We start from the raw sequence: 24637 nt of genomic DNA, 5'->3' as shown, positions 1-24637 counted from the left end.
GGCGCGTCACGGCGGCGAGGGAACTCCGGTCCCCAGTTCGGGGGACCGGAGGCCCCTGGCATCTCAGGGGTCGAGGAACTTCCGCAGGTGGTCGACCACTTCGGCAGGTTGTTCCTCGGGGAGGAAGTGGCCGCACTCGGCGAGGGCTTCGCCGGTGACGTCGTCGGCGTACTCGCGCCAGATGTCGAGCGTCGGGAGCGAGCCGAGCAGGCCGTTCGCGCCCCAGAGGGCGAGCAGGGGCTGGGTGAGGCGCTTCCCGGCGGCGAAGTCGGCGTGGTCGAGCTCGGCGTCGTCGGGGAAGGAGGCGCGGTAGTCGTCGAAGCCGGCCCGGAGGGCGCCGGGCTGGGAGAAGGCGCGGACGTACTCGGCCTGCGCCTCGGCGTCGAGAGCGTGGCGCTGGTATGTCCAGCGCTCGAAGAAGTAGCCGAGGTAGGCGGCGATGTTCTGGCCCGCGAGGAGTTCCGGCAGGTCGGGCTGGAGGTGGAAGAGCCAGTGCCAGTACCCCTTGGCGATGCCGGCGTCGAGGCGTTGCCACATCGCGCGGGTCGGGGCGATGTCGAGCACGGCGAGGCGTTCGACCTGGTCCGGGCGGTCGAGGGCCCAGCGGTGGGCGACGCGGCCACCGCGGTCGTGCCCGGCGACGGCCGTCTTGGTGAACCCGAGGTGCTCGGCGAGCGCGGCCACGTCGGCGGCCATCGTGCGCTTGTCGTAGCCGGTCGCCGGTTTGTCGGTGCGGCCGTAGCCGCGCAGGTCGGGGGCGATCACGGTGTGCGTCTCGGCGAGCGGCGCCAGTACCCGGCGCCAGCAGTGCGACGTCTGCGGCCAGCCGTGCAGCAGGAACAGCGGTGGGCCGTCGCCGGCACGGAGGTAGTGCATGCGGATGCCGTTCACGGTGGCCATATTTTCTAACCGGTGCATGAGGTTAGACGGTAGCGCTGCTTCTAACCGTAGGCAAGGGTTAGAATGACCGGCATGGAGTGGGTCTTCGACGGCGGACGGCCGTGCCTCGATCTGGTCAACACGATGCGCAGCCGGCACGAGTCCGGTGTGGAGCTGCTGACCGGGCCGGAGGCGCTGGCGGAGTGGCTGGCACTGGCGGGGCTGACAACGGGCCCGGTCCCGGTGACGGCGGGCAACGTGCTGGCGGCGAAGGCGCTGCGGGAGGCGATCGACCGGGTGCTGCTGCCGCCGGAGGAGTTGTCGAAGATGGACATCGAGCTGGTCAACAACGCCGCAGCGGCGGCACCGGCACCCCCACCCCGCTTGGCGCTGACGGCCGACGGGCTCCGCCGAGAGGTCCCGGCCCCGAAGGACCCGGTGGCGGCGGCCTTCGCAACCCTGGCGGCGGACGCAATCGACCTGGCCACGAGCGACGCAGAGGTCCGAGTATGCGCGGCCGACGACTGCGGCTTGCGGTTCAGCGACGCATCACCCCGCCGCAACCGCCAGTGGTGCTCGATGTCCCGGTGCGGAAACCGCGCGAAGGCCCGGGCCCACTACGCGCGCACCGGTCCACAGGCAAGGCGAGATGTGCACAACCCAAGCTAGCCGGCGCCTTCCCTGCCGGTTTCCGTCGTGGTCGGCCGATACGCTGGAGACGGGGGGCGCCCCCGCGGCCCCCACCCGCTTTTGACTCCTCGCCCGCTCTGTGTTGCCCCGCCAATCACGCGAGATGCCTCGCCAATCACGTGAGATGCCTCGCCAATCACGCGAGTTCGGCCTCCAATCACGCGAGATGCGCCCGCAATCACGCGAGCTCGGCCTTCGATCACAAGAGATCGGCCCTCGCATCCCGCCGCCCCCGGGCGTGGTCAGAGGCGAGGCTTCGCCCCCGGCCCTTCGCCGCGGACCAACGCCCGATACACCCGCGGATGCGCCCGAAACCACACGTTGAGCTTCCCGATCCACCGCATGTGCACCGTCCGCAGCCCAGCCGGCATCGGCGTCGCCAACACCCGCACCGCAGAAGCGAACCGCGCGAACCGCCGCTTGTCCCGCGGTGTCCACTGTAGACCGAGACGCTCCCGGAATTCCGGCGGCAGCGTGGCCCGGATCAGGAACATCTGGATCCGCGCATGCCACCGCCACCACGAGTCCGGCAACCAAGAAACCGGCTTCGGAACCGTCCGGATCGTCTCGAAGAGCTGCTCGATCGTCGGATTCACCGAAAACCCCGCCACCATCGAGTCGTAGTACCGCTCGAAAGCCGCCCAGTCCGGTGGCAGATCACGCTCGCGCACACCCAGCATCCGCCCGATGTCGCACATCTGCGCGTAATACTCCTCAAGCTCCGATGTGGACAGACTGCGCCCGAAAAACCGTTGCGCGTCAACCGGAAACTTCACCAACGTCGCATGCACCCACGCATACGCGGCCGGGTCCAACGCGCTGTACCGCCGCCCGTCCGCCACGCCCGTGAACGTCCGGTGCAACGCCCGCAACCGCGCCGCTTCCACCCGCGCCCCCGCCTCGCCGCCGTAGACGTAGATCGACAGCGACGCGCCCGTCCGCATCAACCGCGTCCACGGGTCCGACCGGTAGTCCGAATGATCACGCACCCCCGCCGCGACCACCGGGTGCGCCACCTGCAGCACCAGGACCTGGCCGGCCAGCAGCCCGTCGCGGAAGTCGCCGAAGTACTTCCACGCCGCCGTGCCGCGGACTACCGGGCGGGCCATCAAGCTCCGCGGAGCAGCATCATCAGCGGCTCGGCCACCGGTGTGTCCGTCTCGCCCGTCGCCAACCGGCGCAGCTGCAGCCCCGCGATCAGCGCCACCACCGGCCCGGCCAACCGGGCCGGGTCGGGGACGCCCAGCGCGCTGAGGATCGTCACCGCCAGCTCGTCGTACGCCGCGAAGCACCGCGAAGACGCTTCCTGCAGCTCGGGGTCGCGCGCGGACTGGAGGTACAACTCGTGGGCGCCGAGCTCGTCCGCGCCGAACGGCAGCTGCGCGATCACGTGCTCCACCACCGAGGCCGCTTGTTCCACCGAGAGACCCGCCGAGCGGTAGCCGTCGACGATCGCGCCGAGCTTCGCCGTCTCCTCTTCGACGAACAGCAGCATCGCCTCGCGCAGCAGCGCCGTCTGGCTGGGGAAGTGGTAGGTCAACGTACCGAGGGAGACACCCGCGGCGGCGACGATCCGGCGGTTCGTCAGCCCGCCGACCCCGTGTTCGCCGACTACGGTCAGCGCGCCGCGCAGGATGGCCTCCCGCGTGCTCACCAGCTTGTCGCGGGATGCCGCTCCGGCCACCGTTCGACCTCTTCCAGTTGCGCGGCAAGCGAAATCAGCCGCTCCTCGGCGTGCGACGGGCCGAGCAGCTGCGCGCCGAGCGGCAGCCCGTCCGCCGTCTGCCCGGCCGGGACGTTGACCCCCGGCCAGCCCAGCACGTTCCACGGCCAAGCGTACGGGCAGGCGGCGATCATGGCCTGGTCGGTCTCCCAGCCGGACAGCCCGTCGAACGTGCCGATCGGCGGCGGCGGGGTCGCGGTGGTCGGGGTGAGCAGCACGTCGACGCGGCCGAACACGGAACCGATCCGGCGGTGCAGGCCCGGCTCGAGCGCGCGGGCCAGCCGCAGCGCCGGGCCGGCCAGCAGGCGGCCGTGGCCGGCGTTGCTGCGCGTGCGCGGGTCGAGCCCGGCCCGGTCGGGCACCCGCAGCGTCCAGTCGCGGACGCCGGTGAGCGAGCGCGGCAGGAACGTCAGCCCGATCAGCCCGTAGTCCGGCTCGACCTCGACGATCTCGTGCCCCAGCCCGGCCAGCGATTCGGCCAGCCGTCGCACGTTCGCCTCGACGACCGGGTCGAGCCGGGTCTTCGTCGCGGTGAACGGGATCCGCGTGGACAGCCCGATCCGCAGCTTCCCTGGCTCGCGCCCGGCCGCCGCGCGGAACACGCCGGACGTCCCGGCGGCCGCGTCGAGCAGCAGGGCGGCGTCTTCGACCGTGCGGGCCAGCGGGCCGAGGACGGTGAGGCCGTGGAACAGCTCGTCCCCGGTCGGGATCCGGCCGCGCTGGGTCTTGATCCCGACCAGCCCGGTCCACGCGGCCGGGATGCGCACCGAACCGGCGCCGTCGGACCCGAGCGCGGCCGCGATGACCCCCGACGCCACCGCGGCCGCGCTCCCGCCCGAAGAACCCCCTGGGGTGTGGCCGGTGTGCCACGGGTTGCGCGTCACGCCGAAGGCCGGGCCTTCGGTGAACGGCCACTGACCCAGCTCGGGGGTGTTCGTCTTGCCGATGATCACCGCTCCGGCCTCGCGCAGCAGCGCGACCGCGGGCGCGTCGGCCGTCGCGCACGGGAATTCGCCGGGGCAGCCGAAGGACGTGGGCAGGCCGGTGAGGTCGACGTCGTCCTTGATCGCGACCGGCACGCCGAGCAGGGGAGCGCGCTCGCCGTCGGCCAGGCGCCGGTCCGCGGCCACGGCTTCGGCGAGGGCTTCGTCGTCACGGAGGTGTTTGAACGCGTTGAGCGTGGCCTGGCTCGCGTGCGCGCGCCCGAGCGCGGCCGCGGTGAGCTCGGCGGAGGTGACCTCGCCCGCGGCGAGCTGCGCGGCCTGGGCGGTGAGGCCCGTGAAGTCGAGGCTCGTAGCGGTCATGGTGGCCCCCGAAGGTTCTCGTTCGTTCGAACGAACGTTACCGGATACCGACGGTTTCCGGCTAGTCCCCGATGAGTTTCCGCGAGAGCGGCCGTCTACCCCACCGACGACTACGTGAGGAGAAACCATGGCCACGGTGCACGCGGGGATGAGCATGTCGCTGGACGGCTTCGTCGCCGATCGCCACGGCGGCACGGCCCGGCTGTCCGACCCCGCCGCGTCGACCGGCAGCGCGTGGATGACCGACCTGATCCGCGAGACCGGCGCGGTCATCCTCGGCCGCCGCTCGTTCGCGATGGCCGAGGACCCGGACTGGTACGCCGGCCACTACGAGTTCCAGGTCCCGATCTTCGTCGTCACCCACACGCCGCCGGCCGTGCTGCCCGCCCGGAACGAGAACCTCAGCTTCACCTTCGTCACCGACGGAATCGCTTCGGCGATCACCCAGGCGCGGGCGGCCGCGGGGGAGCGGGCGGTGAAGGTGATCGGCGCGAGCGTGGTCCGGCAGGCCGTGCGGGCCCGGCTGGCCGACGAGGTGCACGTCCTGATCGCTCCGGTGCTGCTCGGCGCCGGGCTGCCGCTGTTCGGCGACCCCGAGCTCGACGGCATCACGCTCCGGCGGATCGGCGTCCGCGAGGTCGGGCCGGTCACCGAGCTTCGCTTCGAGGTGCTTTAACCCCATATAGTGGTTAGAAAGCCGAGCCTGGAGGGCCGATGACGTTCGACTTCGCCGGATTCCCCGACGCCGCACTGGCCGCGATCCCCCGCGTCGACCTGGGCGGCTGGCCGACCCCGCTGCAGGCCGCGCCGCGCCTCGGGGAAGCGCTCGGCCTGCGGAACCTCTGGCTGAAGCGCGACGACGTCCACCCGCTCGGCGCCGGCGGCAACAAGCTCCGCAAGCTCGAATACCACCTGGGCGCGGCCCGGGAAGCCGGCGCGGACACCGTGATCACCTTCGGCGCGCTCCAGACCAACCACGGCCGCCAGACCGCCGCCGCGTGCGCGAAGCTCGGCCTGCGCTGCGAACTCGTGCTCACCGCGAAGGTGCCACGCGACGGCGAGGCGTACGAACACAGCGGAAACCTCCCGCTGGACAGACTCTTCGGCGCGACCGTCCACGTCTGCGCGGACGGCGAAGAGACCGGCCGCACGTACGACCGTCTCGTCGCCGAAGCCGCCACCGAGGGGCGGAAGGTCTTCACCGTGCCGGTCGGCGGCTCCAACGACCTCGGCGCGCTCGGGTACGTCCGCGCGACGCTCGAACTCGCGAAGCAGCTGGAAGCACGCGGCATCGAGCGCGCCCACCTCGTCGTTCCGCACGCCAGCGGCGGCACCGCGGCCGGGGTGACGCTGGCCGCCGGGCTCCTCGGGAACCTCGGTGTCGGCATCGCCTGCGTCAGCCACCCGCTCGACGAGGCCACGGAGAACCTCCACGACCTCGTCGACGGCGCGGCCAAGCTCCTCGGCGTCGAACCGCCGCCGTTCACGCACGCGAGGCTCGGCGATTCCACGCTCGGCCCCGGCTACGGCATCCCGACCGACGCCGTCTGGGACGCCCTACGGCTCTTCGGGCGCACCGAGGGCGTGGTGCTCGACCCGGTCTACACCGGCAAAGTGGCCGCCGCGCTGGTCGAATGGGCCGGCCACTTCGCCTCGGACGACCACGTGGTGTTCCTGCACACCGGCGGCATGCCCGGCCTGTACGGCTACGCGCCCGAATTCGCGGCGGCCGTCGAAGGCTGATTCGAGCCGGGAGGCCAGCCACAGCAGCGTGCCCAGCAGAGCGACGTCGGCGAGCAGCAGCAGCCGTTGCATGACGCCGATCGGGAAGGCGTCCGAGATCTCGCGGAACGGTCCCACGCCGGCTTCGGCGAGCCGCACGAACAGGAAGCTCAGCGCGAAGAGCGCGAACGCACCCGCGGTCAGCCGGATCGCGTGGACCAGCGCCGCGCGTTCCGGACGGCCCCGCAGCGGTTCCAGCAGCGAGATCGCCGCGCCGGGCAGGCTGCAGAACGCGACCAGGCACGCGTAGAGGTGGATCTCGCCGCTCACCGGGTCCGGCGCCTCGGGGTAGCTGGCCGGGAAGACCGCGGCCGCGGCCAGCCCGAGCGCCCACAGCGCGAGCAGCAGCCGGGTGGTCCGCGACAACGGCACACCGGCGACCTGCAGCGCGCCGAGCACCGCGAGCGAGCCGATGGCCAGCGAGAGCACGCTCGCCGCGAGCATCCCCTCGCCGCGATCGGTCACCGTGTAGCTCGACAGCGTGTCGTACACCGGATTGCGTGAGCTCACGACGTGCAGCACCACGGCGGTGAACAGGCCCCACCCGATCGCACCCAGCGCGACGAGCCGCCACGGTCTCGTCCGCTTCCCCGCTTCCGTCCCCATGCGCTCCAGGGTCTCGGGAAACGTGACCGCCCGTGATCAGGGAAGACCCTGATTAACCCCCGGGATTGAAGTCCACGAGGACGAGCGCCTGGTCGTCGTGCCGCTTGGGCCGTGGCCAGCGTTCGCCGTCCGGATCCTGCTTCTCGGCGGTGCGGACGGCGTCCAGCACGGCGTCGGGCCCGTCGGCGCGGGTCACGGCGAGCAGCTCGCGCCAGTCGAAGAGCTCGTACTGGTCGACGCCGATGGACACGCCGTCGCTGGCGAGCAGCACCGCGTCGACGTCGGCGCGGTGCCAGCTGCGCCGGACCGCGTGCGCGGCGGCACCCGGGTCGGCTTCGGCGACCCAGAAGCCGTCGTGGGCGTTGCGCCGGCGCCGGACGTCGGCGCCGGTCTGGAGCATCCCGCGCCGCCGCAGCCGGGCCAGCCGGTCGTCGGAGACGACGTCGACGCCGAAGCCGCCGAACCCGACGACCGGGCTGTCCGCCAGCACGAGCGCGTCGACGCGGTCATCGAGCCACCGCACGGCGGCGACGGTGCTCGACGGCGAACACTGCGGCCGCAGGTCGTGCTCGGCGGTGAGGGCGGCGATCGCGCCGGTGAGGACCTCGGTCAGGTCGGCTTCCGGTGCCGCTTCGAGGTCTTCGGCCAGGCGCCGGGCGAGCCGTTCGGCGTACCAGCCGCCTGGGGGCTGGTCTGGGTCCGACGAGGTGGCGCCGTCCAGGACGAGCACGGCGTTGGGCAGCACGACGACGTGGTCTTCGGTGGGGCGTGGGTGGCCGTCGGCGCCCACCCCGGCCCGTTCGGCGATCGCGATCTCGGGCATCACCCGACTGTACGTCGACCGTTCGGCGGCTTCGCGCTGAGCGGCCGAGTGTCCGGGCTTTGCCCGCCACCCCGAAGCCCGATTGTGACTACGGACGGCAGTACCGCGTCAAGGCGGGAAAGATGCCTTGACCCGGTACTGCCGTCCGTGTTCTGGCTTCGGATCGGGGTGGGCGGGGAGGCCTGGGTGGAGTGCCGGTTCTGCTTCGGCCTTGCGGTCGCATTGGTCCGGCGGTTGCTGGATGCCCTGACGGGGCGTTGATGACATCGCGGCTGCCGCCGCGCGAGGCGCCGTGCGGCCGCCGAGCCCGCGTGGACACCTTCGCCGGAACCCGCCCTCGCGCCCGCCCGCCCTCGCGCGCCCGCCCTCACGCGCCCGCCCTCCCTAAGGGGGCCATCCCCGGGTCCAGTCTATCGAGCGCCTCCGACGAAAAGGCGTGAAAACCGCAGCTCAGCGCTGTTTGTCCACAGCCTGGCCGAGATGTGGACAGCTGGTCCCGGCAGCCTCGGCCCAGCCGGAAATCAGCCCCGGAAGCCAGCCCCAAAAGCCGGCGCCGACCACGACATGTCAACCCGAGTTGACACCGACCGAATGTCAACGTAGGTTGACAACCATGACGGAAGCGACGGATCTGGCCGCCCGGGCAGGTGACCGCGACCCCCGCGTGGGGCTGCGCGCGGTCGCCGCGCTCAGGCGGCTGCTGGAACAACTGGAGGCCGTGCAGGTCCGCAGTGCGCGGGTGCACGGCTGGTCGTGGCAGGAGATCGCCGCCGAGCTGGGGGTCAGCCGGCAGGCCGTGCACAAGAAGTACGGGAGGCACTGATGTTCGAACGGTTCACCGCCGAGGCGCGGATGGCGGTCGTCGAGGCGCAGATCGTGGCGCGGGAATCCGGGTCGCCCGAGATCGGGCCCGCTCACCTGCTCGCCGGGCTGGTGAAGAGCGATGTCGCGGTGCTCACCGAACTGGGCGTTGCCACCGATGACATCGCGGCCGAGCTCGCCCGCACCCGGCGTCGCGGCGGGGTGAGCGATGCCGATGCCGAGGCGCTCACCGAGTTCGGCATCGATGTCGAGCAGATCGTCGAACGCATCGAGCAGACGCACGGCGAGGGCGCACTCGCCGGACGGCTCGGCCCGGCCAAGCGCGGCCACATCCCCTTCACCGCACAGTCGAAGAAGACCTTGGAACTGAGCCTCAAGGAAGCCGTCCGGCTGGGTGACAAGCACCTCGGCCAGGAACACATCCTGCTGGCCCTGGCGCAGCAGCGCGGCACCGACGACGTGCTCGCCCGGCGCGGGGCCGACTACCTGACGCTGCGCCGGGCCGTCCAACAGCGCAAGGCCGGTTAGCGATCGCGCCAGGTGGTCAGCGGCAGCAGCGCCTGGGTGAGCGGGCCGATGGCGAGGGCGTAGAGCACGGTGCCGACGCCGACGGTCCCGCCGAGCAGGAAGCCGGCCGCCACCACGGTGATCTCGATGCCGGTGCGCACCAGCCGGACCGACCAGCCGGTGCGCCCGGCCAATCCGGTCATCAGGCCGTCGCGCGGGCCGGGGCCGAGGCGGGCGCCGACGTAGGTGGCGGTCGCCACGCCGTTCAGCGCGACCCCGCCGACCAGCAGCGCGATCTGCCACGCGAGGTCGTGCTGGTCGGGGAGGAACGCGCGGACGACGTCGACCACGACCGAGATGACCACGACGTTCGCGATGGTGCCGATCCCGGGCCGCTGGCGCAGCGGGATCCACAGCAGGAGCACGGCCACCGAGATCAGGCCGGTGACCGTGCCGAACGTCAGGCCGGTGCGCTTCATGACGCCCTCGGCCAGCACGCTCCACGGCTCGAGGCCGAGGCCGGCGCGGGTGACGAGGGCGACGCTGGCGCCGTAGAGCGTCAGCCCGGCCAGGAGCTGGGTGCTGCGGCGGACGGGGTCGCGGGTGATCCGGACGGGCCGGAGGTCGGTTTGAGCCACGTCTCCACTATCGCCGGGAAGTGGTCTGGTAAACCATAGCCAATTCCGGGATATTGGTCTTATGGAACCCGGGCTCCCGATCGGTGGACGGATATCAGGGCCGCGATTGGCCGTCATGCTGGGCTCGTGGCGGCAAGGTGGCTCCCGGCAGGGAGCCGCTGACCTGGCCGCGGCGATCGAGCTGCAGGTGCTGGACGGCCAGCTGCCGCTCGGCACCCGGCTGCCCGCCGAGCGCGAGCTGGCCGACGCCCTCGGCGCCAGCCGGACGCTGATCGGCGCGGCACTGGACCGGCTGCGGGAGAACGGGTTCGTCGCCAGCCGCCGCGGTGCGGGTTCGTGGATCGCCGCGCCCGGGCGGCGGCGCCGCGGCCCGCTCGCGCCGGTGCACGACGGCTCGATCGACCTCACCCACGCGTCCTCGCCCGCGATCCCGGGCACGGCCGCGGCGGTCGACGCCGCCCGCCTCCGGCTCGCCGGCCACCTGGGCGACCACGGCTACCAGGAGCGCGGCCTGCTCGCCCTGCGCGAGCGGATCGCGGCCCGCTACACCGAACGCGGGCTGCCGACGACGCCGGCGCAGGTCATGGTCACCAACGGCGCGCACCACGCGTTCGTGCTGGTCCTGCGGATGCTCGCCGGGCCGGGCGACCGCGTGCTGGTCGAGCAGCCGACGTACCCGAACGCCCTGGAGGCGATCCGGGCTGCGCACGCGATCCCGGTGCCGGTGGCACTGGACCCGAGTGGCGATCGCGGCTGGGACATCGCCGGGGTCGACGCGGCCCTGCGCCAGGCGTCGCCGCGGTTCGCCTACCTGGTCGTCGACTTCCAGAACCCGACCGGCCTGCGCCTGGACACCGACGGCCGCGTCCGGCTCGGGACCGTGCTGGCCCGTGCCCGGACGCCGGTCGTGGTGGACGAGACGCTCGTCGAGCTGGACCTGACCGGCGACCCCCGGCACGGGCCGCCGCCGCTGGCCGCGTTCGCCGGCGACCTGGCCATCTGCGTCGGCTCGGCGTCGAAGACGCACTGGGGCGGACTGCGGCTCGGCTGGATCCGCGCGTCGGAGGACCTGCTCGGCCGCCTGGTTTCCGCGCGCTACGCGGTCGACCTCGGGTCACCGGTATTCGAGCAGCTCGTGCTCACCGAGCTGATGGCCGACGAGAGCCTGCTGGACCGCCGCCGCGAGGAGCTGCACGGCTACCGCGATGCGCTGGCCGGCGCGGTGCACCGGTACCTGCCGGACTGGATGTTCACGCTGCCGGACGGCGGCCTGTCGCTGTGGTGCCGGATGCCGGAGCCGGTGAGCTCGCGCCTCGCGGTGGCGGCGGCCAGCCACGGCGTCCAGGTGGCGCCGGGCTCGCGCTTCGGCGTCCACGGCGGGCTGGAGCGCTGGATCCGGCTGCCGTTTTCGCTGCCGCCGGACCGGATCGACGAGGCCGTCCGGCGGCTGAGCGCGGCCGAAGCCTCGGTGCGCGGCACGCCGGCTTCGCTCGACGCGCCCATTGCATGAACGAACCGGTGCGCTGGATGCGAGCCTGCTCCCAGGGATGGGCGGCGTTCATGTGCATCCAGCGCACCGGTTCGTCGTTCCACACTCCCGCTCACGGACGTGACCCCGTTCGCGGGTGCCGCGGCTTCCCGGCACAGCCCCTCGACGTGCCGGGAAGCCGGCGGCTCAGGTGCGCTCGCGGTACTGCGAGTCCTCGCTCGGCGCGGTGAGCAAGGGCTCCCGGAGCGCACCCGGTGTGGGTCCCGGCGCCGCGGGGGCAGCGCGGCGCCGGGACCGGGATCCGACCCGGCCGGGCGCGGTCGGCCGGTCGGAAAGCTGGTGGGTTCGCATGGTTTTCGCCCCTGGAGGTACGTCGGACGCGCGAGCGCGTCACGAGACGTGAAAGAGCCACGGATTACGGGCTGGACCAGGGGAAACGCCACGCCTCAACGGCGTGCGGGCGCACCTTGACGACCTGAATTCGGGCGCACTTGTCCCCGGCTGCCCGGGTCGGGGTCAGTCGGGGGAGGTGGTGGGCAGGGCGGCTTCCCTGCCCGCGCCGTCGACCTCGTGGTCGCGGCTGGTGCCGATCAGCTTGAGCTGCGTGGTGGTGACGTCGTCGGTGTGGACGGCGAACGTGTGGCGGGCGCCGCCGGGACCGTCGTGGCCCGGGGCCGCGGTGGGGGCAGGCGCGCTCGGGGCGGGGGTGCTGCCGGGCAGGCCGGGCGACGAGTCGCCGCCGCCGGTGACGTGGATGCCGGAGTCACGCGGCTGCTCGTGGCCCGCCGGCTGCGCCTCGGCGTGCCGGGTGAGCAGGCGACCGGCCGCGAACCGGACGGTCTGCTGCTGGTCGGCGGTCGTGGTGACGGCGGTCGGGACGCTTTCGGCGACCGCGGCCGGGGCCGGGGTGACGACGGCCGTCACGCCGGGGACGACCGCGGTCGCGCCGCCGGAGTTCGAGCCGCTGCCGAACACCGGGTCCAGGATCTGGTCGAGGGGCAGCAGGACCGGCGCGTTCGGGTTGTTCGCGGGCGGCTGGGTGAGCGGGGCGAGCACGGTGTGGGAGAGCGTGTCCGTGACCGTGCCGAGGGTGTCCGTGACGGTGGTGAGCGTCCCGCCCACGACGTTCAGGACGCCGCCGACGAGCCCGCCGACCAGGCCGCCGCCGGACGGGGTGGCCTTGGCCGGTGCCGCGGTGGTGTCCTTTGTGGTCGTTCCGCCGACCGCCTTCAGCGTGCCGCCGACGAGGCCGCCGAGCAGGTTGCTGCTCGCCTTCGGCGTCTCGGTGGCCGTGCTTTCCGAGGAGGTCGCCTTCGTGGCGGGCGCGCTGTCGGTGGCCGGGGTGTCCTTTGTGGCCTCGGACGTGGTGTTCGGTTCGTCCGCCGGCGCCTCGGTGGTGTCCGCCTTCGGCTGCACCGAGCAGGCGCTCTCGTGGTGGCCGTTGCGGTGCCTGGCGTGCCAGAGCGGCTTCGTGGCCTGGTCCACCGGGGTTCGGCTCGCGGTTTGGTCCACAGTGGAAACGACCGGCGCCTCGGCGCACACCGGGCGGTCGGCCGCCGACGCGGTGCTGCCGGACAGCGCGGCGCCGACCAGCCAGCCCGCGAGGGTCAGGCCCCCGGCGACCAGGATCTTGGCAGCGGGGCGCTGCAGCGACGCCGTCCACGGGCGCGGCGCGCGCACGCGCGCGTGCGAGGCAGCGGGATCACCCGGAGTGAGCGCAGGCCGCGCGGGAGCGTCGCGGCGCGCAATCGCCGTGCTGCTCACCGCCACCACCACCGTCCGCGCCTGCGGCTTCAGCGTTTCCGCTCAAGCCTGTTCTTGCTGGGGTCTTTCTCCGGCCAGGTCGCAGTTCCCCCGGGGCTGCACTCTTTCTAGCACCGCTCGGGAGTCTTTCATCTCTCCCGCGTTCGATCCAGCCCGTAAGGCCGAGCGGCCCTACCGGGCAAGGTAACTGCAGCCGACAAGTTGATCACTCTCAGTGCCGTTCGGGTGCTCTCTTACGGCCATTCGGACGAGTTCTGCAATTTGCACACTTCGGGGTTGACCTGATGTTTCCGCGCGCGGGGAAGCGCTTTGTGTCGAGACGGCTCCGCTGGGTGCGCGTACCGCCCCTTCGGCCAAGTGACCGGAATCGCGTCCGGAATCCGGGAGACCACTGGGCCGAACGGGTTCCCGGCGCGGCTTCGCTTGCCCTGAAACCGAAATCATGCAGCCCGGACCGGTGCGGAATCCGGCTGCGGTCCGTGACCGCGCGTCCGTCGGCCTGATGGCCCGCGGGGTGTCCGGAGTGGCGGAGGCGCGGCAGGACGAGCCGGGCGCCGGCGACGTCCCCCGGCCTGGCTCAGCAGGCGCATGGAGCGGCTCGTGTCATTGCGGAGAGTGACGGCCTCGAGTGGCATGTGGTGGACGCGCGGCCCGGGCCGGCCGCCCGTCGCCGCCCCGGCCTCACCGGTGTCCGCTCCCGGTGCCGCCCCGGAACGGCCGCGGACGGCGTCTACGCAAGCGGATCGCAGTGATCAGACCAGTTTGCGCAATCGGGTGATGGCCTCGTCGATGACCTCGTTGCGCTTGCAGAACGCGAAACGCAGCAGGTGTTTCCACTCGTCCGGGTGATCGGTGAAGACCTTCACCGGCACTGCGGCCACCCCGACCCGGCCCGGCAGTTCCCAGGCCAGTTCGGCGGCGTCGGTGAAGCCCAGCGGCCGCACGTCGACGCAGACGAAGTAGGTGCCCGCCGTCCGCCGCACGGCGAACCCGGCGTCCGCGAGCCCGGCCGACAGCCGGTCCCGCTTCTCCTGCAGTGACGCGCGCAGGCCGTCGACCCAGGGCAGCTCGTGGTCGAGCGCGTGCGCGACGGCCGGCTGCAGCGGCCCGCCCGAGACGAAGGTGATGAACTGCTTCGCCGCCTTCACCGCCGCGACCAGTTCGGGCGTCGAGCAGACCCAGCCGATCTTCCAGCCGGTGCAGTTGAACGTCTTGCCGGCGCTGGAGATGCTCACCGTCCGCGGCCGCATGCCGGGCAGCGTGACCAGGGGGATGTGTTCGGCGTCGTCGAAGACGAGGTGCTCGTAGACCTCGTCGCAGATCGCGATGAGGTCGTGCTCGACGCACAGCGCGGCGAGCGCTTCGAGCTCGGCGCGGGTGAACACCGTGCCGGTCGGGTTGTGCGGCGAGTTCACCAGGATCGCCCTGGTCCGCGGCGTGACGGCGGCGCGCAGGCCGTCGACGTCGAGGCCGAACCGGCCGTCCGGGCCCTCGACCAGGCCGACGATCCGGCGCTCGGCGCCCGCCATCGCGACCGCGGCGGCGTAGGAGTCGTAGTACGGCTCGATGACGATGACCTCGTCGCCGGGCTCGGTCAGCGCGATCAGCGCCGCGGTGATGGCTTCGGTCGCGCCCGCGGTGACGAGGATCTCCGTGTCCGGGTCGTACTCGGTGCCGTAGCGCTGCCGGTGCCGCGCGATCGCGGCCCGCAGCTCGGGCCGCCCGGGGCCCGGCGGGTACTGGTTGGCCCCGCCGAACAGCGCGTTCTTCGCCGCGTCGAGCATGCCGGCCGGGCCGTCGGTGTCCGGGAAGCCCTGGCCGAGGTTGACGGCGTCGTGCTGGACGGCCAGCGCGGTCATCTCGGCGAAGATGGTCGAGGTGAACGGCCGGAGGCGGGGGACGAGAGCAGGTTCGCGCACGATCAAGCATCCTCACGGACAATGGTGATGTGGAGCAACTGACCCCCGCGAAGGTGACGCCCGCCGACCCACCGGGCGGCGCGGCAGGCGAAGAGGAAAAGCGGCGCGCGCTGCGCAAGATGAAGCTGGTCGCGCTGTCGTTCCTGCTCGGTGCCACGCTCGTGTTCCTGCTGACCAGCTGGGCGCAGGCGAGCGGCTGGCCGGGCTGGGTGGGGTACGTGCGGGCGGCGGCCGAGGCGGGCATGGTCGGCGCGCTGGCCGACTGGTTCGCCGTCACGGCGCTGTTCCGGCACCCGCTCGGGCTGAAGATCCCGCACACGGCGATCATCCCGAACAAGAAGGACGCACTGGGCAACAGCCTCGGCGACTTCGTCGGGTCGAACTTCCTGTCCGAGGAGGTCGTGCGCGACAAGCTCAAGCGCGTCGAGCTCGCGCGGCGCCTCGGCGGGTGGCTGGCGCAGGAGGAGAACGCCGAGCGCGTGACGTCCGAGCTGGCCACCATGGTCCGGGCGGCCGTGAAGGTGCTCCGCGACGAGGACGTCCAGGCGATCATGGAGCAGGCGGTCGCGCGGCGGATCATCGACAAGCCGTGGGGCCCGCCGCTGGGCAAGATCCTCCAGGGCGTGTTCGCCGACGGCGCGCACCACAAGCTGGTGGACCTGATGTGCGACCGCGCCTACGAGTGGGTCCGCGACAACCACACGACGATGCTGCGCGTGGTGTCGGACCGGGCGCCGAGCTGGTCGCCGAAGTTCGTCGACGAGATGCTCGCCGACAAGGTCTACGGCGAGGTGCTGTCGTTCGCGTGGGCGGTGAAGACCGACGTCAACCACCCGATGCGGCTCGCGCTCGACAAGTTCCTCGGCGAGTTCGCCCAGGACCTGCAGACCGACCCGGACGTGATGGCGCGGGCCGAGCAGGTGAAGGGCCAGATCGTGCACCACGAGGAGGTCCAGCGCCTGATCGGCTCGGCGTGGAGCACGGCGAAGGAGATGCTGCTGACCGCGGCCGAGGATCCGTCGAGCGAGCTGCGCCGGCGCGTCCGGCTCGGGCTGACGTCGCTCGGGTCCCGCCTGGTGTCCGACGACCAGCTGCGGGCGAAGGCCGACGGCTGGGTCGAGGGCGCGGCGGCGTACCTGGTGAAGAACTACTCGCGCGAGATCACCACGATCATCACGGACACGGTCGAGCGGTGGGACGCGGAGGAGACGTCCCGGAAGATCGAGCTCCAGGTGGGCCGCGACCTGCAGTTCATCCGGATCAACGGCACGGTCGTCGGCGCGCTGGCCGGTCTGGTCATCTACGCGGTCGCGGAGCTGCTGTTCTGACGGCCGGGTCTATACCACACCCAGAGGACCTTCAACCGAGTTGTCCACAGGAAGCTGAGTTATCCCCGGGGTTATCCACAGCTTTTCACGGTGATGGCCTAACGGCTGTCCACAACGTGTGGGGGCGGGGCGGTCCGGGGCACGGATATGTGGTGCTTCGTCCCCAAGTTGTCCACAACCGTTCGAGTGTCCGCCGCTCGGTCGAGAGGCCGCCGTCAGCCCGTCGCCGCTTCCGCGGCGCGGGCGCGCCAGCCCCGCGCCTTCTCCCGGTTGCCGCAGACGCGCATCGAGCACCACGTCCGCGAGCGGTTGCGCGACTCGTCGTAGAACGCCCACAGGCAGGTGTCGGCCGGGCAGATCTTCAGCCGGATCCAGTCGCCGCGGACGACCAAGCGGGCGCAGGCCGCGAACACCGCTCCGACCACGTCCTCCGCGACCAGCACCGGGCCGGCCTCGGTGAGGGTGATCCGGGTGCCGATGTCGGCGCTGCCGCCGGTCAGACGCGGGTCGCCGATCGCCGCGCGGAGAGCGTCACGCGCCGCGCGGGCCTCGGCCGCCGGATTGGCCGCCAGTGCGTGCGCGGTCGCCCACTCGCGCCACCGCCCGGCGTCTTCGAGCAGGTCGGTGCCCTCTTCGACGTTGACCGTGTTGAGGAACTCCACCACGAGGGAGGCGTCGGTGTGCACTTACCGAGTGTACGGCGGTTGCCTTCGCGTGGGCTAACCCACATAATCGCTTTACTGGTTACTCAAGATCGGAGGGAGCGACGATGAGTGCGGTACCGACCCTGGGTGTGGTGGCCCTCGACTGCCCCGACCCGGTTGCGCTGGCCGGGTTCTACCGGGACGTCCTCGAGTGGGGCGAGCCGGAGGTGGTCGCGGATGGGCGCTGGGCCACGCTGGCCAACCCCGAGGGCGGCGCGGGCATCGCGTTCCAGCGGGTGCCCGACTACCGGCCGCCGTCCTGGCCGTCCGCGGAGAACCCCCAGCAGCTGCACCTGGACCTGAACGTCACCGACCTGGAGGCGGCGCACGAGCGCGTGCTCGGGCTGGGGGCGAAGCTGCTCGACGACAAGCCGGAGACGTTCCGCGTCTACGCCGACCCGGTCGGCCACCCGTTCTGCCTCTGCGCCTGCTGACCCGTTTTTGCGTAGGCTCGTCGGTGTGATTTGTCCGAAGTGTCAGAACCAGATGCGGACCGTCGACAAGAACGGCATCCACATCGACCAGTGCGACGGCTGCCGCGGGATCTTCCTGGACCGCGGTGAGCTCGAGGCGATCGTCGGTGCGGAGAGCTCGTTCTACGGCCACCAGCAGCCGCCGCCGTACCAGCCCGGGCCGACGGCGCAGTACGGCCGTCCCGACTCGCCGCGGCCCTACCGCGGCGGCTACCCGGACTCGCCGAAGGCGTACCGCGGTGGTTACGCGGACTCGCCGCGCCCGCACCGCGGCTACTCGGACTCGCCGCGGCCGTACGGCCACGGGCACCGCAAGCGCAGCTTCCTCGAGAACCTGTTCGACTGAGATGGGGCTCGACCTGCTGATCTGCCCGGCGTGCGGGGACCGGGCAGATCGCCCGGTCGTCACCGGCGCCGTCGTCTCGTGCGCGAAGTGCGGGCACGAGTGGGCGTTCGAGAAGCTGCCGCTGTTCGCGCTGACCGGGCCGAGCGGCGCCGGGAAGTCGACGATGGGGCCGCTGCTGGCCGACCGGTTCGCCGGCGAGGTCGTGGTGCTGGACCAGGACATCCTCTGGATCGGCGCCCTGCGCGACGACGTGCTGGGGTTCCGCTCGGTCTGGCTGCGGATGGCGGCGATGCTGCACCAGAACGGCCGCCCGGTCGTGCTGTGCGGAACCGTGGCCCCGCCGGAGTTCGAGCCGCTGCCGGAGCGCGCGTTCTTCAGCGACATCCACTACCTGGCGCTGGTGGGGTCGCCGTCGTCGCTGCGCGCCCGGCTGCGTGCGCGGCCGGCCTGGCGGGAGTGGGACGAGGAGCGCATCGACGAGATGCTGGAGTTCAACGACTGGCTGCAGAAGTCGGCGCCCGAACTCGGCGTCGAGGTCTTCGACACCACGGACGTCTCCCGCGAGGCGACGGCCGACCACGTGGAGAAGTGGATCCGCGCGCGGCTGCCCTAAGGCAACGGCCAGGTGCGGCCGTCAGGGGTGTCGAGCCAGAACTCCTGGCGGTCGCCGGTCACCGTCACGCCGAACCGGTCGCGGTCCGGCTTGCCCAGCTCGCACCACTCGACGTAGGCGGCCTCGGCCAGCTCCCACAGCGCCCGCGGGCCGCCCTGGGCGACCTCGTCCGCGCCGCCGCGCTTGCGGTGGCGGACCCACGAGCCGTCCGGGTGGACCAGTGCGACACCCGGCGTTTCGTCGCCTTCGCGCACCGGGCGGACGCCGGGCAGCGCCAAGCCCGCGAAGAATTCGAACTGCTGACGCGGCTGGAGCACCGTCGACATCGGCAGCCGCGTCTGCTCCCAGTCACCGCGTGAGGGCATCGGCAGCGGGCCCGTCTCCGGCAGCCGGTGCGCGCGCAGCGGCATGAAGCGGCCGTCGCGCGCGAGGACGCGGCCCTGCGCGGTGCCGTCCTCGCCGGCGACCAGCCGGACCAGTCCGGCGCCGATCGGGCGGTTCAGCGTCGTCACGATCAGCCCGCCCGGCTTCGTCTGCGCCAGCCAGGGGAGCGGGATCTCCGACACCGCGGCGGTGCAGAGCACCCGGTCGAAGAGCGTGCCGGCCGGGAAGCCGAGCGCGCCGTCGCCCACCGCGCACGCCGGGTGGTACCCGGCCGCGGCCAGCCGTTCGCGCGCCGCCGCGACGAGCACCGGGTCGATGTCCACTGTGGACACCTGGCCGGACCCGCAGCGGTGGCTCAGCAGGGCGGCGTTGTACCCGGTGCCGGTGCCGATCTCGAGCACGCACTGCCCGTCGCGCACCCGCAGCTCCTCGAGCATGATCGCCATGATCGAGGGCATGCTCGACGAGCTCGTCGGCGTGCCCGCCACCGGGCCGGTGCGCCGGGCGAGCTCCCAGCGCTGTGGGTCGTCGTCGAGCTGAGTCACCAGCACGTCCCGCGAGTAGACCGTTTCCAGCCAGCCCGGGTCGCCGCGGTCGACGGCCGCCCACAGCCCGCCGGCCGGTGCGAAGAACCGCGGCAGGAAGACGTGGCGGGGGACGGTGCGGAAGGCGGCGACCCACTCGGGCGCGTGCAGGACGTCCTCGTCGCGGAGGTGCTCGACGAGGCGTCGCCGCAGCCGGGCCGAGCGCGTCATGGGACCACGGTAGCGGTGCGCGTCACACCCGATGGTTGCAAGCAGGGTGCTTGCAATAGCTAGCACTCGCGCGTACCGTCGAAGGTGTCGCGAGGAGGTGACCGGATGGCAGAGACCGGTGGGACGTCAGGATCCGGCAGTCCCATGGAAAAGGTCGCGGACATCGCTTCCGACATCGGCGAGTACATCCGCCAGCAGCGCAACACCGCGAAGATCTCGTTGCGCCAGCTGTCGAAGCTCGCCGGCGTGTCCAACCCCTACCTGAGCCAGATCGAGCGCGGGGTCCGCAAGCCCAGCGCGGAAATCCTGCAGCAGATCGCCAAGGGCCTGCGCATTTCGGCGGAAGCGCTGTACGTGCAGGCCGGGATCCTCGACCTGCCGACGGGCGGGCCGGTGGGCGACGCGATCCGCGCCGACGCCGAGCTGACCGAACGGCAGAAGCAGGTCCTGCTCGACGTCTACGAGTCCTTCCGCCGGGAGAACGCCGCGGCACGGCCGGCCGCCACTCCCGCCCCGGAAACCCCAGACACCACACCAGCCGCGAACACCAAGGAGTCAGCATGACCACCCCCAAGACCGAAGACGTCAAGAAGGCCGTCACCACCGCCCTCGACCAGGTCCGCACGCCGCTGCTCGCCGCCCTCGGTGCCGGCAACCTGGCCACCCACGCCGTCACCGACGCCGTGGCGAAGGCCAAGGAGAACGTGACCAAGAGCGGCGAGGTGGCCCGCAAGAACCTGCAGGAGCTGCCGACCGACGTCGAGACCCTCCGCGAGAAGCTGGACCCGGCGGAGCTGCGCAAGGTCATCGACGAGTACACCGAGGCCGCGCTCAAGCTGTACAACAAGCTGGCCGAGTCGGGCGAGCAGGCGTGGGACAAGATCGCCGCGCAGCCGCAGGTCAAGAAGGCCATCGAGCAGCTCGAGGAGGCCCTGACCACCGCGCAGGGCCAGGTCGAGGGCGTGACCACCGAGGTCCGCGAGCGCGTCGACGGCGTGCTGGCCAAGGTGACCAAGCGCACCCGCTCGGCCGGCGAGAAGGCCGCCCGCAAGGTGACCGCGGTCGCCGGCGAAGCGGCCGACGCCGTCGAGGAGCTGGGTGACGACGTCGCCCACGAGACCCGCTCGGTCAGCCGCAAGGTCGCGAACAAGACGGCCCCGAAGACGGCTGCCCCGGCCCGCCGCACGACCACGTCGACCACGTCGACCGCCGCCGCCAAGAAGCCGGCCGCGCCGAAGACCGACAAGTGAAGACGCCGTGAACACCCGGCCCCGTCATCGGACCCCGATGGCGGGGCCGGGGTTGTTCGGGTGGTTTGCCGTAAGCTGTCGCTGTGCTAGTCGCCATCTGGATCCTCAACGTCATCCACTGGGGCAGCGCGCTGGTCGGGCTCTTCGCCTTCGTGCACGCGCTGCTCCAGCGCGCCGACGCGTATTCGGCGGCCGACCGCAAGACCAAGCCGATCTGGATGCTGATCACCGGCGGCGCGACCCTCGCCATGGTGCTGTTCCCGGTGATGGGCCCCGGGATGATCTTCTACGTGCCCGCCATGGCCGCGGCCCTGGTCTACATCGTGGACGTGCGCCCGAAGCTGATCGAGGTCCAGCGCGGCGGCTCCAGCTGGTAGTTACTCTGGCGGGGTGATCTGGACCATCGCCGGGAGCCTCACCGTCGTTCCCGCCCCCACGCGTACTGACCTGCTCGCCGAGCCCGTGGCCAAGGCCCTGGCCGCGCTCGCCGAACCGGACGCCGTCGGCGTCGCGGAGATCGACCCCTCGCTCGCCGACACCGCCGCCTTCTGCGAGGCCTACGGCTCGCCGCTCGAGGCGTCCGCGAACTGCGTCGTCGTCGCCGGCAAGCGCGCGGGCGAAGTCCGCTTCGCGGCCGCGCTCGTGCTCGCGACCACCCGCGCCGACGTCAACGGCGTCATCAAGCGCCGCCTCGACGTCCGCAAGGCGTCGTTCGCGCCGATGGACGAAGCCGTCTCGCTGACCGGGATGGAGTACGGCGGCATCACGCCGGTCGGCCTGCCCGCCGAATGGCCCATCCTGCTCGACAAGCGCGTCGCGGACGCGCCCGAGCTCGTCATCGGCAGCGGGATCCGCGGCAGCAAGCTGCTGATCTCCGGCGCCGCGCTGGCCGCCCTGCCCGGCGCGGAGGTCATCGAGGACCTCGCCCGGTGACGTCCGTCTGGCTCCGTTACCTGACCGGCGCCGACATCGACGCGCTCGGTGTCACGGACGCCGACATCGTGGGCGCGGTCGAGGACGTGCTCGCCGACCACGGCCGCGGCCAGGTCGTCTTCGAGCCGCGCACGCACCTCGTGCCGGACAACGGCGGCAAGGGCCACTTCAACATCCTTCGCGGTCACCTCTCCGCGAAGCAGGTCAGCGGTGTGAAGGTCGTCGGTGACTTCGTGGGGAACTTCGAACGGGGCCTCCCTTCGGAGATGGCGTTGATCCTGCTGCTCGACCCGGACACCGGCATGCCGCGGGCGATCGTCGACGGCACGATGATCACTGAGGCCCGCACCGGCGCGATGACCGCCGTCGGCGCGAAGTACCTGGCCCGCCCGGACTCACGGGTGCTCGGGCACATCGGCGCCCGCGGTACCGCCTGGTGGAACGTCGTGCTGCTGGACTCCTTGTTCGACTTCGCCGAGATCCGCGTGACCAGCAAGCGCCCGGAGTCACGCGAGGACTTCGGCCGCCGGCTGTCCGAGCGGCTCGGCAAGGACGTCCGCGTCTGCGCCACGGCCGAGGAGACCCTGGACGGCGCGGACATCCAGGTCGAGGCCTCCCGGCTGGTCGAACCCGAGGCGCTGGTGCGCCGCGAGTTCCTCCGGCCGGGCACCTTCCTGGTGCCCTACGGCACGATCAGCGCGCTCGAGCTCACGCTGCTCGACGACATCGACAAGGTCGTCGTCGACGACTGGCGCGAATCGCGGTCCGGCAACCCGCGGTTCGGCGCCCTGCGCCCACAGCTCAACGCCGGCCTCCTCACCGAGGACAGAGTCCACGCCGAGATCGGCGACGTCGTGGCGGGCAAGAAGCCCGGCCGCGAGCACGACGCCGAACGGATCCTGTTCTGGCACCGCGGTCTGTCCACAACGGACGTTGCGGTGGCGAACATGATCCTCGCCCGTGCCGAGGCTTCCGGCGTTGGCACCATGCTGCCCTACCGATGATCGTCTCCGACAGCGAGTTCGCCGACAGTGAACGGTTGGTTCTGGACAAACCGCTGGTAGCGGCGTTGCGGCGGCGCCGGAACGAGGTCTTGACAGCCTTGGCGCGGCCGGGCGAGCCGGTCTACGGGGTGACGACGGGGATGGGCCGTCTCGCGGGGGTCGCGCTCGACGCGGACCAGCAGGCCGAGCACCAGCGGAACCTGCTGGTCGGCCGCGCCGTCGGCGGCCCGCCGTGGCTGCCGCCCGAAGACGTCCGCGCGCTGCTCGTCGTCCGGCTGCGCGACTTCCTGCGGCCGTGGGCCGGGGTGAGCGCCGAGCTGGTGCAGTTCCTGGTGGACCGCTTGAACGACGGGTTCACGCCCGCCGTCCCGCGTTCGGGGCTCGGCAGTTCGGGCGAAATCATCGCGCTCGCGCACGCGTTCCAGACGTTCCTCGGGCTGGGCACGGTCCTGGAGGACGGCGTGGAGGTGCCGGCCGCCTCGGCGCTTGCCGCGCGTGGTGCGGAGCCGTACGTGCTGGGGCCGAAGGAAGGCGCTTCGCTGATCCAGGGCTCGCCGCTGGCCGTGATGCACGCAGGGCGGGGCTGGGCCGAAGCCCGGCGGCTCATCGCCTTGCAGACGCTCACCGCGGCGATGGCGATTGACGTCCTCGGCGCCCCGCGCGCGGTGTTTTCCCCGGTGATGGCGGGTGGCGACGACCACCTGCGGGCGGTGCTGGACGAGCTGACCGGGCTGGTGGGCACCGGCCCGGTGCGGTCCGGCGTGGTGCAGGCCCCGCTTTCGGTCCGGGTCGCGCCACGGGCGCTGGCGCACGCGTCGCGCGTCAACGGCGAACTGCACGAGACGCGGCGGCGCTGGGAGACGATGCCGGGCGATTCGCCGTCGTTCGTCGACGGGGCTTTCGTGCCGGGGACCGGGTACCACGCGGTGGACCTGGGGCTGCGGATGGACGCGGTGACGGCCGCGCTGGTGCACCTCGGCGAGGTCTCGGTGCAGCGGACGCACCGGTTGCTGGACGAGCGGTTCAGCGGGCTGCCGCCACAGCTCACGGCCGACCCCGGGCCGCGGGCGGGCTTGGTCCCGCTGCACAAGCGCGCGGTCGGCGAGCTGCACGCACTGCGCCGGTTGGCGACCCCGGCGACGTTGGGGTCTCTTGACACCTCGGCTGGTCAGGAGGATGTGCAAGCGTTTGCGTCCGCGGCCGGGGAGCAACTGCGCGCGGCGGCCGGGCATCTGTTCGCGATCACGGCCTGTGAGCTGATCACGGCTTCCCAGGCGCGGTATCTCGCCGGCGGTTCGGGGGTGGCGGGTCTTCGCGCGGGTTACCGGTGGGTGCGGTCGGTGGTGCCGCCGGTGGACGAAGACCGGTCTTTGGGGCCGGAAGTCGAGCGTCTGGTCGCTGCTTGCCGGTCGGCTGACTTCGCCGATCCGGCGACTTTCGGCTGAGGCCCGCGGGGGCGCCCCCCGTCTCGACACTATCGCGCTGCACCGACGATTTCGGCGCTGCAGCAACGAAACCGCACATGTTATCCACATGTGTGTCCGGCTGTGGACAACCAGCCGTCGGGCGGTGCCGAATCGGACATTTCGCAGGGGTGGGGCGCTACGTTCGTCGGTGAGCGCACGCCGGGGCCGCGTCCACGGAACTCCGGCAAGGTTCCGACGGGACTCGGCTCGCCGACGGGAGTGCGCTCGTCGGGAACGAGAGAGGGGAGACATATACGACAGGATCTCGGACGCGAGTCCGGGACACGTGGGATCCGCTGGCAGCGCGAGTTCACCGGGTAGCGAACCCGGCCGGGACTTCGCCCTCCTGCAGCATCGTCGGCCACAAGGCGTCGTGGCCGGCGTGCTGGAACTGCTGCCACGCGAGAGCCCCGACGTGGACTGGACTCGCCGCCG

At 72.0% G+C, this 24637-nt stretch carries 26 protein-coding genes and 1 pseudogene; 16 read left to right on the top strand and 11 right to left on the bottom strand.

Going from position 1 to position 24637, the window contains the following annotated elements; translation table 11 throughout:
* Positions 1-63 precede the first annotated feature (63 nt).
* Positions 64-918 (bottom strand): alpha/beta fold hydrolase, encoded by an 855-nt coding sequence (locus HUT10_RS25385; protein WP_176173499.1) that lies wholly within the window; start codon positions 916-918, stop codon positions 64-66.
* Between the two features lie 54 nt (positions 919-972).
* Here HUT10_RS25385 and HUT10_RS25380 point away from each other — a divergent pair, with 54 nt between their 5' ends.
* On the top strand, positions 973-1548 hold the full coding sequence (locus tag HUT10_RS25380) for an ABATE domain-containing protein (RefSeq protein ID WP_176173498.1): 576 nt from the start codon (positions 973-975) through the stop codon (positions 1546-1548).
* Positions 1549-1811: 263 nt separating this feature from the next.
* Here HUT10_RS25380 and HUT10_RS25375 read toward each other — a convergent pair whose 3' ends face one another.
* Genes HUT10_RS25375 through HUT10_RS25365 form a run of 3 tightly spaced genes read right to left on the bottom strand, consistent with a single transcriptional unit; the run spans position 1812 to position 4596 of the window.
* Positions 1812-2678, bottom strand: a complete 867-nt coding sequence (locus tag HUT10_RS25375; protein ID WP_176173497.1) for an oxygenase MpaB family protein — start codon at positions 2676-2678, stop codon at positions 1812-1814.
* Positions 2678-3253 carry a TetR/AcrR family transcriptional regulator gene (locus HUT10_RS25370; protein ID WP_176173496.1) on the bottom strand — a complete coding sequence of 192 codons (576 nt, stop codon included), beginning with the start codon at positions 3251-3253 and terminating at the stop codon, positions 2678-2680. Before HUT10_RS25370 ends, HUT10_RS25375 begins: the two co-directional genes overlap by 1 nt.
* Positions 3220-4596 carry an amidase gene (locus tag HUT10_RS25365; RefSeq protein ID WP_176173495.1) on the bottom strand — a complete coding sequence of 459 codons (1377 nt, stop codon included), beginning with the start codon at positions 4594-4596 and terminating at the stop codon, positions 3220-3222. Before HUT10_RS25365 ends, HUT10_RS25370 begins: the two co-directional genes overlap by 34 nt.
* Before the next feature lie 127 nt (positions 4597-4723).
* Here HUT10_RS25365 and HUT10_RS25360 point away from each other — a divergent pair, with 127 nt between their 5' ends.
* Positions 4724-5272: a dihydrofolate reductase family protein gene (locus HUT10_RS25360; protein ID WP_176173494.1), complete on the top strand. Its 549-nt coding sequence runs from the start codon at positions 4724-4726 to the stop codon at positions 5270-5272.
* Positions 5273-5310: 38 nt separating this feature from the next.
* Positions 5311-6339 carry a D-cysteine desulfhydrase family protein gene (locus HUT10_RS25355; protein ID WP_176173493.1) on the top strand — a complete coding sequence of 343 codons (1029 nt, stop codon included), beginning with the start codon at positions 5311-5313 and terminating at the stop codon, positions 6337-6339.
* A gap of 78 nt (positions 6340-6417) precedes the next feature.
* Here the strand turns inward: HUT10_RS25355 and HUT10_RS25350 are convergent.
* Both HUT10_RS25350 and HUT10_RS25345 read right to left on the bottom strand, forming a co-directional pair.
* Positions 6418-6984: pseudogene (locus tag HUT10_RS25350) on the bottom strand (DUF998 domain-containing protein); the annotation flags it as partial.
* A 52-nt stretch (positions 6985-7036) separates the two neighbouring features.
* A complete protein-coding gene (locus HUT10_RS25345; RefSeq protein ID WP_176173492.1) occupies positions 7037-7807 on the bottom strand; it encodes a protein phosphatase 2C domain-containing protein in 771 nt (256 codons plus the stop codon).
* Between the two features lie 613 nt (positions 7808-8420).
* Here HUT10_RS25345 and HUT10_RS25340 point away from each other — a divergent pair.
* Entirely contained in the window at positions 8421-8630 is a 210-nt protein-coding gene (locus tag HUT10_RS25340) for a sigma factor-like helix-turn-helix DNA-binding protein (RefSeq protein ID WP_004559389.1), read from the top strand.
* Positions 8630-9157 carry a Clp protease N-terminal domain-containing protein gene (locus HUT10_RS25335; protein WP_176173491.1) on the top strand — a complete coding sequence of 176 codons (528 nt, stop codon included), beginning with the start codon at positions 8630-8632 and terminating at the stop codon, positions 9155-9157. Before HUT10_RS25340 ends, HUT10_RS25335 begins: the two co-directional genes overlap by 1 nt.
* Here the strand turns inward: HUT10_RS25335 and HUT10_RS25330 are convergent.
* Positions 9154-9774 (bottom strand): YitT family protein, encoded by a 621-nt coding sequence (locus HUT10_RS25330; RefSeq protein WP_176173490.1) that lies wholly within the window; start codon positions 9772-9774, stop codon positions 9154-9156. The two genes, HUT10_RS25335 and HUT10_RS25330, sit on opposite strands and share 4 nt — an antisense overlap.
* 61 nt (positions 9775-9835) lie before the next feature.
* Between HUT10_RS25330 and HUT10_RS25325 the strand changes: the two genes are divergently transcribed.
* A complete protein-coding gene (locus HUT10_RS25325) occupies positions 9836-11284 on the top strand; it encodes a PLP-dependent aminotransferase family protein (RefSeq protein ID WP_176173489.1) in 1449 nt (482 codons plus the stop codon).
* Between the two features lie 495 nt (positions 11285-11779).
* Here the strand turns inward: HUT10_RS25325 and HUT10_RS25320 are convergent, their stop codons facing one another.
* Positions 11780-13027, bottom strand: a complete 1248-nt coding sequence (locus tag HUT10_RS25320; protein ID WP_254897027.1) for a hypothetical protein — start codon at positions 13025-13027, stop codon at positions 11780-11782.
* Positions 13028-13779: 752 nt separating this feature from the next.
* The gene (locus HUT10_RS25315; protein WP_176173487.1) at positions 13780-14946 is read right to left on the bottom strand and encodes a pyridoxal phosphate-dependent aminotransferase; all 1167 of its coding nucleotides are present in this window, start codon (positions 14944-14946) and stop codon (positions 13780-13782) included.
* A 29-nt stretch (positions 14947-14975) separates the two neighbouring features.
* On the opposite strand from HUT10_RS25315, the gene HUT10_RS25310 reads away from it, so the two are divergent.
* Entirely contained in the window at positions 14976-16274 is a 1299-nt protein-coding gene (locus tag HUT10_RS25310; protein WP_176173486.1) for a DUF445 domain-containing protein, read from the top strand.
* 215 nt (positions 16275-16489) lie between these two features.
* Here the strand turns inward: HUT10_RS25310 and HUT10_RS25305 are convergent, their stop codons facing one another.
* Positions 16490-16960 (bottom strand): CGNR zinc finger domain-containing protein, encoded by a 471-nt coding sequence (locus HUT10_RS25305; RefSeq protein WP_176173485.1) that lies wholly within the window; start codon positions 16958-16960, stop codon positions 16490-16492.
* Between the two features lie 83 nt (positions 16961-17043).
* Here HUT10_RS25305 and HUT10_RS25300 point away from each other — a divergent pair, with 83 nt between their 5' ends.
* The 3 genes from HUT10_RS25300 to HUT10_RS25290 are packed head-to-tail and all read left to right on the top strand — an operon-like array spanning position 17044 to position 18410.
* Complete coding sequence (locus HUT10_RS25300; RefSeq protein ID WP_176173484.1) at positions 17044-17412, top strand: VOC family protein; 369 nt, start codon at positions 17044-17046, stop codon at positions 17410-17412.
* 7 nt (positions 17413-17419) lie between these two features.
* Positions 17420-17797, top strand: coding sequence for a zf-TFIIB domain-containing protein (locus HUT10_RS25295; protein WP_176173483.1), 378 nt, complete (start codon positions 17420-17422; stop codon positions 17795-17797).
* A 1-nt stretch (position 17798) separates the two neighbouring features.
* Positions 17799-18410 carry an AAA family ATPase gene (locus tag HUT10_RS25290; RefSeq protein ID WP_176173482.1) on the top strand — a complete coding sequence of 204 codons (612 nt, stop codon included), beginning with the start codon at positions 17799-17801 and terminating at the stop codon, positions 18408-18410.
* Here the strand turns inward: HUT10_RS25290 and HUT10_RS25285 are convergent.
* Entirely contained in the window at positions 18407-19549 is a 1143-nt protein-coding gene (locus HUT10_RS25285) for a methyltransferase domain-containing protein (protein ID WP_176173481.1), read from the bottom strand. The two genes, HUT10_RS25290 and HUT10_RS25285, sit on opposite strands and share 4 nt — an antisense overlap.
* Positions 19550-19693: 144 nt before the next feature.
* Here HUT10_RS25285 and HUT10_RS25280 point away from each other — a divergent pair, with 144 nt between their 5' ends.
* From HUT10_RS25280 to HUT10_RS25255, 6 genes are all read left to right on the top strand, one after another.
* On the top strand, positions 19694-20113 hold the full coding sequence (locus HUT10_RS25280) for a helix-turn-helix domain-containing protein (RefSeq protein WP_176173480.1): 420 nt from the start codon (positions 19694-19696) through the stop codon (positions 20111-20113).
* Positions 20110-20799, top strand: a complete 690-nt coding sequence (locus HUT10_RS25275) for a hypothetical protein (protein ID WP_176173479.1) — start codon at positions 20110-20112, stop codon at positions 20797-20799. The genes HUT10_RS25280 and HUT10_RS25275 overlap by 4 nt, the downstream gene beginning before the upstream one ends.
* An 83-nt stretch (positions 20800-20882) precedes the next feature.
* Complete coding sequence (locus HUT10_RS25270) at positions 20883-21176, top strand: DUF2516 family protein (protein ID WP_013222364.1); 294 nt, start codon at positions 20883-20885, stop codon at positions 21174-21176.
* A 13-nt stretch (positions 21177-21189) separates the two neighbouring features.
* Complete coding sequence (locus HUT10_RS25265; protein WP_176173478.1) at positions 21190-21732, top strand: YbaK/EbsC family protein; 543 nt, start codon at positions 21190-21192, stop codon at positions 21730-21732.
* Entirely contained in the window at positions 21729-22736 is a 1008-nt protein-coding gene (locus HUT10_RS25260; RefSeq protein ID WP_176173477.1) for an ornithine cyclodeaminase family protein, read from the top strand. The genes HUT10_RS25265 and HUT10_RS25260 overlap by 4 nt, the downstream gene beginning before the upstream one ends.
* On the top strand, positions 22733-24181 hold the full coding sequence (locus HUT10_RS25255; RefSeq protein ID WP_176173476.1) for an aromatic amino acid lyase: 1449 nt from the start codon (positions 22733-22735) through the stop codon (positions 24179-24181). The genes HUT10_RS25260 and HUT10_RS25255 overlap by 4 nt, the downstream gene beginning before the upstream one ends.
* The last annotated feature ends 456 nt before the right edge of the window (positions 24182-24637 follow it).

Origin of the sequence: Amycolatopsis sp. Hca4, from assembly GCF_013364075.1 — a bacterium.
In the GTDB taxonomy this organism is placed as follows: domain Bacteria; phylum Actinomycetota; class Actinomycetes; order Mycobacteriales; family Pseudonocardiaceae; genus Amycolatopsis.
Note: the sequence above shows the minus strand (reverse complement) of the source record. Positions and strands in the feature narration are given on the sequence as shown.